The sequence below is a fragment of the Psychromonas algarum genome (assembly GCF_004376845.1).
In the GTDB taxonomy this organism is placed as follows: Bacteria; Pseudomonadota; Gammaproteobacteria; order Enterobacterales; family Psychromonadaceae; genus Psychromonas.
Window position 1 is genome coordinate 126,975 of record NZ_SNUW01000010.1, and the last position, 12,645, is coordinate 139,619.

Here is a 12,645-nt window from a genome sequence, read left to right on the forward strand (position 1 = left end):
GTATTATTTTAGCCAAAAAATGGCTCATTCCTCTGCTATAAAAATGTATGATTACGCTGCTCACAATGCAAGTACATACATAGATCAAAGAGATAATGTTGCTATCAATAATAGTTTCTTGCTTGCTCAGTTTAGTGACTTGGCCATTGAACAAGATATACACCCTAAAGCATTGCTTTTATTTGCAAATATAATGCAAGCAAATAGCTTATATAACTCTATTTACCTGGCTTTTCCTAATGGAGATATACAGCAACTTATCAATATAAATCAAATCCAAAATAACTATATAGATTTACAAGCAAAAGCAAGTGATCAGTGGGCATTAGTCTCAATAACAGGACAGGATGAAAAGCGAATACTAACGACTTCTTATTTTGACAAAGACTTTAAATTACGTGCTCAACGCTACGAAAAAACACAATATGATGCAACAACACGTGCTTGGTACCAAGATGCAAAATTATCAGAAGTGAATAAATCCCCGGTTTATGTATTTGCACAATCAAATACTCTCGGACAAACTTATTCAATTAAGGTGCCTCGAACAGAAATCGTTTTAGGATTAGATATTACCTTAGATTCACTTTCTAATGCTTTAAAACAGCGTAGCCGTAACGATCAAATTGATCTTCTCAATGAAATATATCTGTACAAAGCAGAAGGTGCATTATTAGGTTCAAATAGAGCTATCGGTGATTTACATAACCATGAGAAAATTCCCACAGTACCTTACCCTCAGTTAGTAACATTAGCGAAAAATCCAGCTGAATTTAATACCCTACAAGCGCTCAAATTAAATGGAGTTGATTATTTTGTTTATATCGCCGCAATTGGTAAAGAAGGTAAGCAAAGAGATTATTTAGCTATCTTAGTCGAGAAAAATACTTTATTTGCAGAAAGTATGGAGCGAGTAAAAACATCGATATTAATCAGTGGTGCATTTTTATTACTATTGTTGCCACTTGCATGGTTTTTTGCTTCTCCTATTATTCGCCCAATTAAAGCCTTAGCTATCGAAGCTGAAAAGGTAAAATTCCGTCAATATGACCAATTACAACCAGTTGTTACCAATATCACCGAATTAAGTGAATTAAATGATTCAATCGTTGATATGAGCAATGCGATTGAGAGTTATCAAACAGCGCAAAAAGAGTTAATGGAATCTTTTATTAAGCTGATTGTACAAGCCATTGACGATAAATCCCCTTATACCGCAGAGCACTGTAATCGAGTGCCTGAATTAGGGTTAATGATCGCAGCTGCTGCAGAAGAATCTACCTTACCTGCATTTTCAAACTTTAAGTTCAACAATGAAGATGAGCGCACAGAATTCCGTATTGCAGCCTGCTTGCACGATTGCGGTAAAATCACAACACCTGAGCATATCGTTGATAAAGGCACAAAATTAGAAACACTTTATAATCGAATCCATGAAGTAAGAATGCGATTTGAGGTGTTATGGCGTGATGCAGAGATCAATTATTATAAACAAAGCCTAGCCGACCCCGCTAAAAATAAACCATTAAAAGAAGCATTAATTAAACAACAATTACAATTAATGCGTGATTTTGAGTTTGTTGCACATGCGAATATTGGTTCAGAATCAACAACAGAAGAAGATATCGCTCGTTTACACAAAATAGGCGAACAAACTTGGTTACGTTATTTTGATAACAGATTAGGTTTATCACCAATTGAAGAACTTAATTTAACAGGTAAAAAACAAATGCTACCTGTTACTGAGAAATTATTAAGCGATAAAAGTGAACACATTATTAAGCGTCATACCCCTGTTAAATTTGATCCTAAGTATGGCATAAAAATGAAGATACCAGAGCACCTTTATAACCTTGGAGAGTTGTATAACCTATCGATTAAATACGGCACATTAACCAATGAAGATAGATTTAAAATCAATCAGCATATAACCAGTACAATTAGCATGTTAGAAAACTTACCTTTTCCACCTGAATTAGCGAGAGTACCTCGTTATGCATCGACTCATCATGAAACATTAATTGGTACAGGTTACCCTAGAAAGTTAACAGCTGAAGATCTCTCCATTCCTGAGCGAATTCTTGTTGTAGCAGATATTTTTGAGGCTTTAACAGCAGCAGATAGACCTTATAAAAAAGCAAAACCAATTAGTGTTGCTATTGATATTCTGTATAAAATGGCACTTAAACAACACATTGACATGGACATTTTTAAACTATTTTTAAGTACAGGTATTCATTTAGAATATGCACAAAGATTTTTAGCTGAAGATCAAATAGACGATGTTGATATTAATAAATACTTAGCTTGAAATCATAGTTAATAAAAAACTTAGTAATAAATTATGGGATATTTAGCAATATCCCGTACAATGCGCACATCATCTAAATAAGAATGGTTATCATCTTGATTGAAACTCCTACAATTGATTGGGCTTGGTTAATTCAGCAAGCAAAACAACATAAAAAACGTCTTATAGCTGCAAATATCATTGCCATTGTAGCCACCTTGATTAGCGTTCCCATCCCTTTATTGATGCCTTTGATGGTAGATGAAGTGTTATTAAATAATCCTGCTTCCGGCATCGCTTTAATCAATCAATTTTTACCTACAGATTGGCAACAAGCGGCAAACTACATCATTGTCATTTTTCTCGCAGTGATTGTAATGCGTATTATTAGCCAGTTATTAAACATCTTACAAAGCCGTCAATTTATTTTAGTTTCTAAAACTATTACTTGTAATATCCGCAAGCAACTTCTTGATAAAATTGGAAGAATTAGTATTCGCCAATATGAAACACGTGGAAGCGGAGGCATTAATGCTCACCTTATTACCGATATTGAAACCATTGATAAATTTATAGGAAGTACGTTAAGCCGGTTTCTTGTTAGCTTATTAACCGTCATGGGGACGGCTGTAATCTTACTTTGGATAGACTGGCAGCTAGGTCTATTTATATTATTAGTTAATCCTATTGTGGTTTATTTTTCTCGAAAATTAGGTAGCCGAGTAAAGCACCTTAAAAAACGAGAGAATCAGGCCTTTGAAGCCTTTCAAAATCGTTTGATTGAGACACTTGATGGTATCTACCAACTAAGAGCATCGAATCGTGAAAAAGACTTCTTAAATCAACTCAAAGGGCAAGCAGACGAGATCCGTAATAGTGCTGATAAATATGCATGGCAAAGTGAAGCCGCTAGTCGTTTTTCATTTTTACTGTTTTTATTAGGTTTTGAATTATTCCGTGCTGTTGCCATGCTAATGGTGTTATTTAGTGATTTAAGTATTGGTCAAATATTCGCGGTATTCGGATACCTATGGTTTATGTTGTCACCAGTACAAGAGTTATTAAACATTCAGTTCTCTTGGTATGGTGCATCCGCAGCATTAAAACGAGTAAACACTTTAATGCACCTTGAAGAAGATGTTCGCCCTCCTAGCAAAGTGGATCCTTTCACCAAAAAACAAGCAACAGAGATACGTATTGAGAATATTAGTTTTTCTTACGATGACGAAAAACAGGTGCTCAATAATCTGACTTTAACCATTCCAGCTGGTAAAAAAATTGCTCTCGTAGGGGCAAGTGGTGGAGGGAAATCAACATTGATCCAACTATTAATTGGTGTATACCAAGCCAATAGTGGCCGAATTTTATTTAATGGTGAAGATAGTACGGATATCAACTTTGATATCATTCGTGACAATATTTCCGTTGTATTACAACAACCTATTCTATTTAATGACACTTTACGTCAAAATTTATCACTCGGATTGCCTTATACAGATAAACAACTGTGGCATGCTTTAGACGTTGCACAACTTAGTGATGTGATGCAACAATTAACCGAAGGCTTAGAAACACCATTAGGCCGTCAAGGTTTACGCTTATCAGGTGGGCAGCGACAACGTGTCGCCATTGCAAGAATGGTACTGACAGATCCACAATTTGTTATTTTAGATGAAGCAACTTCTGCATTAGATACCCAAACAGAGAGTACATTACACCATGCCTTAAATACTTTTTTAGCGGGAAGAACAACATTAATCGTAGCGCATCGATTATCTGCTGTTAAACAAGCAGATAATATTTTTGTTCTAGAAGAAGGCCAAGTTAGTCAATCTGGGACACATCAAGATCTAGTGCAACAAGACGGTTTATATCAAACCTTATATGGTGGTATTCAAAGCCATTAAATTTAATACAGAGAAAACAATACAGCTTTAAATATAAGTGGTTGTTTCAATTGCAAATGTCACCATAAACAAGTGGCTTTTTAACCCATTTAATAGATCTGCTAGTTACTAGAATTGGGATTGTCATCTGGAAAATATGAATAAAATACAATTACACCAACAACTCATGGTGCACTTACAACAGCTTTTAGATAATGCGAAAGCAGCAGCAAAACGAGCCCATGAAACAGCAACTAGCGAAGAAAATATTGCAGAGAATAAATACGATACATTAGCCTTAGAGGCCGCTTATTTAGCTCAAGGTCAGTCACAGCGGGTAACACAATGCCAAGCGGATATTGATGCTTGTATTAATTTACCCTTAGGAAAATCAAGTATTGTTGAATTAGGCGCGGTAATTGTATTACTAGATCAACATGATCAAGCTAAATACTTATTAATTTGCCCTGTTGCAGGCGGAATGAAATTACAATGGGGAGAGCATGTTATACAAGTTGTGACACCACAATCACCCATAGGGGCAGCTGTTTTCAAACAACCAGTTAATCAAGAAATTAGCATGACTATTGCAGGTAAATCTCAACATTATGAGATATTACAAATTATTTAAGAAGGTAGAGCAATTAGCTCTCATTAAAATAGAATACTAAGCTTCCTCCCGCTAAATCACTACCCACATTCATATTTAATCCAATCCCCACGTTTTCGATAAAACTTGGAAAGGAATTCACTTTTACTAGTAGACCAAGCCCAAACTCATAATAATAATCCGAACCTAATGCAGGACGAACATCTCCTCCAATATCAACACGTTCTGTTTTAATATATAAAGACTCAAGCTGATATTTGTTCTCATATAAATTAATATATGTTTTGATTGAGTTAGTCACTTCCCAGCCTTGAGGATTAGCACTACGAGCTGCTTCTGCACCACCAAAACTTAAACCATAAAAATATTGATAATTACTATTAAAAGTCCAATACCCCCAGCCTTGATCTTGCTGATATTTAAGTCCAATACTCGGCTCTAAAACAAAAGCATTACTACTCAAATTATAATATTGCCCATCAAGTACATCTTTATAGCTGGCTGATTCCACACTATTATAGTTATGTTCATTTTTATAGTGCATAAGGTACTGACCAAGACCACTACTTAATTGCCAACCGCGACCAAGAACCCAATTACGATTATATGCCGTGTAAAATCCCCAAATAGTATCTTTGTTTGTATCTTCTATAGAAGTACCAGGAAAGTCCTGATCTTGATTTTGTGCTATATAGGATAAATTAAACTTAATTTCATCATAAAAAGTATTATTTTTATCTGTATATTGAATGGTATAGGGGAGATTAGTAACTGTTAATTGGTTTCGTAATTCAACAGATTTTGATGCAACATCAGGGTCAGGGTGCTGTTGTAATATTGTCTTCGGGTCAAAGTTAGCAAGACCAAAAGAGATTGCATCACTATTATTAAGGAAAACACCTGTAGCAAATATCTGAGCTATATTTTGCTGCGGAACAGATGCCGCCATAGCATTCCCTAAATAACATGAGCTTAATAATAAGCCTAACTTTATTGCCTTCACCTACATGCTCCCTGCTTGTGGTAACAAATATTTTGAACAAGCTATTTTAACTATTAAACGAAACAACATAATACTCATTATTTATCGTTAAATAAATAATGAGTAATCAAGCCACGCTAACAACTCGTTTAATTAAACTAAATACGGTAAAAAATTAAAACTCAACTTTTACAATCAATCCTGGCTGATTATCCAATAACTGAATTTGACCATCGTGCAATTGTACAACTGCTTTAACCAAGGTTAACCCTAAACCAAAACCGGCAATTTGACGGCTCTTTTCAATACGATATAAGCGCTGAAAAACCTTCTCTTTTTCACTGTCACTAATACCGGGTCCATTATCACTAATACAAAAACCACTAGATATCATTTTCACTTTAATTTGTGCACCTTCACCTGCATATTTACTCGCATTTTCTAATAAATTATACAAAACGCGAAACAGCAAGGTTGCATCACCTTTGACTAATACGGATTGCAGAGACTCAATACTCAGAACTTGATTTTTTTGCTCTGCTAAAGGCTCTATTAAATCGACTGCATCAACAATTATTTTTTGTAAATCAAGTTGTTTAAAATGTTGTATTTTTTGTTCTTTTTGTTGCTGAAGGCGAGTTAATTCAAGCATTGCACTAAAAGTAAATAAAATTTCATCTAACTTTTCTAACATATTCTGTAACTGCTCAGTGGGCAAATTTTGTTGTGATTTCTCTGTTATTTCAGATTCTATTTGCTGCCTTAAATGCCCTAAAGGAGTACGTAAATCATGAGCAATAGCATCAGTAATACCGGCGATAGTTTCAAAGGAATGCTCTAATTGCGTAAGCATAGTATTAATATGTAATGCCATATAATCGTATTCATCATCATATTTTGATACCTCAATACGTGCACTTAATTGCCCAGACTGAACACGAGAGACTGCTTGGTTAATATGATTAATACGTTTTAAGACTCGAACAGAAAAAACCACTCCTGTTATTACTCCAAGTAATAGCGCTAGTAATAGAGCGATTATAGAAGCGCTAATAAATTGAGCTTTTAATGTATATAAATATTCATCATCAATGGCAACAACAAACGCTCCTTCTTTTAATGTTTGCAAACAGCCAGAAACAAGACGAAGTTCATTATATTTATCTAACCAAATAGGGAATCTAGTTAACGTTGGGCAAGTAGTAATGTTTTTAGGTATCGCATTTAAACGACCAATCAGATCTGAATTTGTTTGATAACTTAAAATATATTGACGAGAGTTTTCTGATTGATTTTTAAATTGCTTAATGAACTCACTGCTTGATAATTGTTCAGAAAGTTGAGTTTGCTGCATGATAAAGCCGTCCATCTGCAAAGACTGTTGACGACTCATTTGACCAATACTCAACTGATACAATACCACCAGCAATACTGATACAACGAGTAATAATAAAGCTGTATATAAACGCGTTAAACGCCATACAGAACTTGCTTGTTTAGTTGTTTTCCACCATTCGGTAGCCCATACCACGGACGGTTTCCAGCAAAGGCGAGAGCCCATCAAATTCTACCTTTTTACGCAGACGTGCCATATGCACGTCAATAACATTAGTTTGCGGATCAAATTGATAATCCCAAACAGCTTCAAACAATAAAGAACGTGATAATACCTGTCCGCTATGTTCCATCAAATAACGTAATAATTTAAATTCTTTTGGTTGTAAGGTTATTTCTGTTAATCCTCTAAAAACCTTATGAGAAAGCAAATCCATTTTTAAATCAGCAACTTGTAAGATATTTTTCGTATTATCATTAGCCCCCCCTGTACGCTGAATTAATATTTCAATTCGTATTAATAACTCAGACAATGCAAAAGGTTTCGTTAAATAGTCATCTCCGCCTTCACGTAAACCTTTAACACGTTCAGACACGCTATCTAATGCACTTAAAATAAGCACAGGCATTTGTTTACCAGCATTGCGCAAAGTGCTCAATACACTTAAACCATCTAACTTAGGTAACATTCGATCAAGCACAATCAATTGATAATCACCTTCAAGCGCCAAGAATAACCCATCTTGACCATTATCAGCGAGATCAACTTCATAACCTTGCTCTTGAAGTGCTTTTTCTAAATATTGGCTTGTTGTTTGGTTATCTTCAATAACAAGAATACGCAAAATAGATCCTTTTATTGGGGAGCAACTCCCCAATCATTAATTAACGACTCATTACCGGAATGACACTACCTGTTTTTACATCAACAAGCACACGCTTTATTCCTTGCTCACCCACCATTTTAAACTTATAAAATGTAATACCTTTTTCACTTTCTAGTTCAAACTCAAAAACATCGGCATTATACTTTTCTTTTAACATCGCAATGGTTTTATCTAATTTAAAATCAGATGTTTGTAGCTCTTTTAACGCAAATAATTCATCATCATCTAAACGATTTATTCCCATCATTTTAATACTACTACTTTTCTCTTTTAAAATACTGCCATCTTCAAGACTCAAGTGAAGCTTATGTTTTTCTGAGGTCACAAGATTAATTGTTTCTATTTCATAACTACTTCTATTGTGATAATCATCTACTTCAAACTCTGTGATTTGCCCTTTGTAATCCTGACTAACTTTTTCAACGGCTTGCTCCAAGCTGTAATTCGCTCGTTGTAATGCTAATGCAGAAAGAGCGTTATCATCATCCGCCATCACCGACAATGAAGTTGCTGCTAGTGCTACACATATGAACTTAGTAAATTTTTTCATTTTATTTGCCTTCTATTTTTGTATCGTTAAATTGTTTTGATAACGCAATTGTATAGAACGCTCATTTCAACAAGATGGATAAAACATTACAAAAAGTTAATGTTACTTATTATTTGGGTTTAGATTTAGGTTTTACTATAGAGGGAGGAATTTATATTACGACAAGACTCTGACCTTACCGCCTTTCACAAGAAGTACAGCCACGACAAGCAGAACGCCCACCTTTAGGCTGAAGTGAACGTTGAATACGACAATATGCATTTTTCAAACATCTTCTATAACTAAACCAATCATCCGGTTGAGTCAGTATCACATTACCAGAAAAGCGCTTAAAGAGTTCAGTCTCATGCACTTCCATAAAATGGCTTTCATACTCTATTTCAAAAAATTGCATTAACTCTGCAACTGATTTTATTTCATCTAACTGTCGCTGGAATTTTGTATTGTTTGCCATCGCATAAAATCAATAATAGAAATAAAATTAATACTACTTCAAGATAGCCAAGCCTACTTGTTTTAAAGCAAGCTTTGCCTACAAAGATATAATAAAGAACTACTTACTTAGATGCTAATAACTCCGTGAGCACTTCCTTGTATGCAGCAACAGGTTGTGCACCTGACATTGCACTAGTACGATTAAACACAACAGCAGGAACCGCTGAAATACCTAAACCTTGCCAATATTTTTCTTGTTCGATAATATATTCTCGGCAGTCAGCATCGTCTAAACGTTGTGTCGCTTGTTGTACATTCAAACTAAGTTGTGCAACTTCATTTAATAATACTTCGCGATTTGACACATCTTTTTTATCAGTAAAAGCAGCGCTAAATAATCGTAACTTTAACTCTGTTTGTTTACCAAACTCATGAGCATATTCAAGTAAGATATGCGCATCACGTGTATTCACTATTTTCATTTCATCAAAGAAGTTAAAAGTAAATCCAACCTCTTTTCCTCGCTCACCAATATTAATACGTGATTGATTACTTTCTTCTAAAGATGAACCATACTTTTCGACGACATGCTCACGTAAATCTTGCCCTTCTGGCGGCATATTAGGGTTTAACTCAAAAGGTTGCCATTGCAACTCAACTTGATTAGAAATATCCAGCTCATCGATTGCCTTTTGTAAGTTTTTATAACCAATAATGCACCAAGGACAAACAACATCTGAAATAATATCTATTTGAATTTTATAACTCATTATAACCTCTTCATGTATATAATTTATTTTCTTCTGAAGAGAATATAACTAAATTAGAACGATCGCTCAAACAATTACCCCAAAAGGAAGGAAAGCTTTCATTTATCAAAAACATTATACTGAAAGGAATGTTTCCTCATCGTGATTTAATAAGATCAATTTATGCCCTCTCAATCTTACCTAAGAAAAAATATTACACTTGCATGGCCATTAGCCTTAAATGCACTACTTATGCAATCAATGCTAATGATCGATACTTATTTAGTATCCCCTTTAGGAGAGATCCCATTAGCCGCAATGGGGATAGCAACAACAATTATTGCTTTTATTCTTGGCATTCAAATGGCACTCGCTAATGGCACACAATTAGTGTTAAGCCGTGCGGTAGGTTCAGGCGATAAAGAGTCATTATCCAAAGCGTTTTGGTCAGGACTTATTATTAATAGTACTGTGGCATTACTATTTTGGGCGCTATTAACCCTCTTTGATAATCCATTAATCCAAATGCTCACCGATAATTTACAACTTCATAAAGAGATTGAAAATTACCTCGTTATTACCAAATATATTGTGCTCTACACTGCAATTACACAAGTGATGATCGCTTTATTTAACGGCCTCGGAAAAACAAAGATCCCGTTTAAAGGTTACCTGATTGAATTACCACTTAACGCGCTACTTTCTTATCTGTTTATACATGGCTACCACTTCAATGATTCTATAACATTTACAGGAATGGGGGTTCAAGGTGCTGCTGTGGGTAGTATTATTGCCATTAGTGTTCGTTTAATTTATCTCGGTCTGTGTATTCAAAAAAGCTCTGAAATAGTACTAACAACCACTCTTCACTATGAGTTAATGAAACGTAATATCAGAGCACATGCCATTGAGATTTTTCCCATTGCAGCTAACGTGGTGATCTTATCTATTGGAGCAACCATCTATCAATTGCTTTACTCTCAACTTGATATAAATGCTTATGTAGCAATCACATTAGTGATCCCATGGTTAGGAGCTGGTACTCAATTTATGACTGCCTGGGCGCACTCATCTGCGATTACTATTAGCCAAGCAATTGGCTCTAGAAAAATGGACAACTTAACAAAAAATGTGGATACCAGCATCGATGTTACAGTTGCTATCTCCATCATCTGTGCTCTATTTTTTGCTTTACTCAGCTTGGTTATTGCAGATATCTATCCAGAACTCAATAACTCAACCTATCAAGCATTAGCTGTTATCGCTCCACTTTATATCTTTTTGCCTATTGTTCGAGGCTACAATACGGTGCATGGGCACATCTTACGAGCCTTGGGCAAAACAACCGCAGTATTTAAAATTAACTTTACAGGTCAATGGATTATCTCAATCCCGCTATGTGCGTTAATTATTTTAGGTTTAGATAGTTCAATTTTTTGGGCGTTTGCAATACAACCCTTTGAAGAAATGGTAAAAGCTTTACCTTTTAGGCAGTTAGCAAGAAAATCACTGAGGGAGTTTGACCTAAAAAAAGCAGATGCATTAAGACATGATTAAAATATAAAAAAACTTACTCAAATTATCTAAGTAATAAAGACGATAAACAAAAGAATAAACTTATTAAGATCACACAATAATGAGTTTGTTGACGTAAATATTTGATCTCTGCGTTAGATCTGATTTCTAGTGTGTGATCAACAATACACATTGTATCATCCGAGCTTTTTTTAAAATCCTATCGCCTTATTATGCTTGGCAATTACTAAGTTAACATTAAATTAAGCATGATAATCAACACATTAAAAGGGATTGAAAAATGAAAAAAACACTTCTTATGGCTGGTTCTATCTTACTAGCTTTACCTACAGTAGCATTAGCAGACGTTGCTAATAATGGGGTTTCATACCCAGTTCCAGCTGATAAATTTGATATGAATAACTGGAAAATCACAATTCCTTCAGATATCAATAAAGATGGAAGAGTTGATGAAATCGAAGGTGTTGCAATGTTGAGCTACTCTCATTCAGATTTTTTCCACCTAGATAAAGATGGTAATTTAGTTTTTGAAGTGCAAAACAAAGCAATCACAACTAAAAACTCTAAAAATGCACGTTCTGAACTACGTCAAATGCCACGTGGTGCTAACTTTAGCATTGATACAGGTGACCTTAAAAATCACTTCGCAATTTCAAGCAACCCTAAAGCGGCTGATTACGCAGCAGTTGGTGGTACTTTAGAAGCGACTCTAAAAGTTAATCACGTATCTGAGCATGCAAAACATGCAGAAAGACCTCCTGCTCATTCAGTTGTTGTTGGTCAAATCCATGCTAAAAAATACAATGACCAAATCAAAGCAAAAACAGGTTTTGGACACGGTAATGAACCACTAAAAATCTTCTTCAAAAAATTCCCTGGACACAAATATGGTTCAGTTTTTTGGAACTACGAGCGCAACCTAGCTAAAAATGATCCTAACCGTCAAGATATTGCATTACCAGTATGGGGTAACACTTGGGAAAACCCAGCAGAACCAGGTAAAGCAGGTATCGCTTTAGGTGAAGAATTTAGCTACAAAGTAGATGTTAAAGGTAATATCATGCACCTAACATTTACAACTGCACGTCATAAAACAGTTACTTACGATATCGACTTAAGTAAAGGTTACGACGACAAAGATTCAGCAACTGGTTATGCTAACGATGCATTCTACTTCAAAGCTGGCGCATACGGTCAATGTAGCGCATCTGATTCTCATCCTGTATGGGGAACTGGCTGTGAAGGTACTGGTGACTTCGCTACAGATAAGAAAAATGGCGACTACAACAGCGTTACTTTCTCTGCACTTAAGTTAAACGGTAAGTAATTAAAATAACTTTTTAAAGTTATCATCTAAGCCTCTATTTCATCGAAATAGAGGCTTT

At 35.1% G+C, this 12,645-nt stretch carries 10 protein-coding genes and 1 pseudogene; 5 read left to right on the forward strand and 6 right to left on the reverse strand.

Going from position 1 to position 12,645, the window contains the following annotated elements; all coding sequences use genetic code 11:
- Positions 1-724: 724 nt before the first annotated feature.
- The 3 genes and pseudogenes from E2R68_RS10800 to E2R68_RS10810 all read left to right on the forward strand — a co-directional run.
- A pseudogene (locus tag E2R68_RS10800) lies at positions 725-2,311 on the forward strand (HD-GYP domain-containing protein); the annotation flags it as partial.
- 98 nt (positions 2,312-2,409) lie between these two features.
- The gene (locus E2R68_RS10805) at positions 2,410-4,197 is read left to right on the forward strand and encodes an ABC transporter ATP-binding protein (RefSeq protein ID WP_445177086.1); all 1,788 of its coding nucleotides are present in this window, start codon (positions 2,410-2,412) and stop codon (positions 4,195-4,197) included.
- A 136-nt stretch (positions 4,198-4,333) separates the two neighbouring features.
- The gene (locus tag E2R68_RS10810) at positions 4,334-4,807 is read left to right on the forward strand and encodes a GreA/GreB family elongation factor (RefSeq protein ID WP_134277698.1); all 474 of its coding nucleotides are present in this window, start codon (positions 4,334-4,336) and stop codon (positions 4,805-4,807) included.
- Between the two features lie 13 nt (positions 4,808-4,820).
- Here the strand turns inward: E2R68_RS10810 and E2R68_RS10815 are convergent, their stop codons facing one another.
- The 6 genes from E2R68_RS10815 to E2R68_RS10840 all read right to left on the reverse strand — a co-directional run bounded on the left by E2R68_RS10815 (position 4,821) and on the right by E2R68_RS10840 (position 9,745).
- Positions 4,821-5,789 (reverse strand): Solitary outer membrane autotransporter beta-barrel domain, encoded by a 969-nt coding sequence (locus E2R68_RS10815; protein WP_134277699.1) that lies wholly within the window; start codon positions 5,787-5,789, stop codon positions 4,821-4,823.
- 154 nt (positions 5,790-5,943) lie between these two features.
- The gene (locus tag E2R68_RS10820; protein WP_243834661.1) at positions 5,944-7,299 is read right to left on the reverse strand and encodes a sensor histidine kinase; all 1,356 of its coding nucleotides are present in this window, start codon (positions 7,297-7,299) and stop codon (positions 5,944-5,946) included.
- Positions 7,265-7,948 carry a winged helix-turn-helix domain-containing protein gene (locus E2R68_RS10825; RefSeq protein ID WP_134277701.1) on the reverse strand — a complete coding sequence of 228 codons (684 nt, stop codon included), beginning with the start codon at positions 7,946-7,948 and terminating at the stop codon, positions 7,265-7,267. Before E2R68_RS10825 ends, E2R68_RS10820 begins: the two co-directional genes overlap by 35 nt.
- A 40-nt stretch (positions 7,949-7,988) precedes the next feature.
- Positions 7,989-8,540, reverse strand: a complete 552-nt coding sequence (locus E2R68_RS10830; protein WP_134277702.1) for a PepSY domain-containing protein — start codon at positions 8,538-8,540, stop codon at positions 7,989-7,991.
- A 175-nt stretch (positions 8,541-8,715) separates the two neighbouring features.
- A complete protein-coding gene (gene nifW, locus E2R68_RS10835) occupies positions 8,716-8,994 on the reverse strand; it encodes a nitrogenase-stabilizing/protective NifW family protein (RefSeq protein WP_134277703.1) in 279 nt (92 codons plus the stop codon).
- Positions 8,995-9,097: 103 nt separating this feature from the next.
- On the reverse strand, positions 9,098-9,745 hold the full coding sequence (locus E2R68_RS10840) for a DsbA family oxidoreductase (protein ID WP_134277704.1): 648 nt from the start codon (positions 9,743-9,745) through the stop codon (positions 9,098-9,100).
- Positions 9,746-9,907: 162 nt separating this feature from the next.
- On the opposite strand from E2R68_RS10840, the gene E2R68_RS10845 reads away from it, so the two are divergent.
- Both E2R68_RS10845 and E2R68_RS10850 read left to right on the forward strand, forming a co-directional pair.
- Complete coding sequence (locus tag E2R68_RS10845; RefSeq protein WP_134277705.1) at positions 9,908-11,281, forward strand: MATE family efflux transporter; 1,374 nt, start codon at positions 9,908-9,910, stop codon at positions 11,279-11,281.
- A gap of 259 nt (positions 11,282-11,540) precedes the next feature.
- Entirely contained in the window at positions 11,541-12,587 is a 1,047-nt protein-coding gene (locus tag E2R68_RS10850; RefSeq protein WP_134277706.1) for a polysaccharide lyase family 7 protein, read from the forward strand.
- The last annotated feature ends 58 nt before the right edge of the window (positions 12,588-12,645 follow it).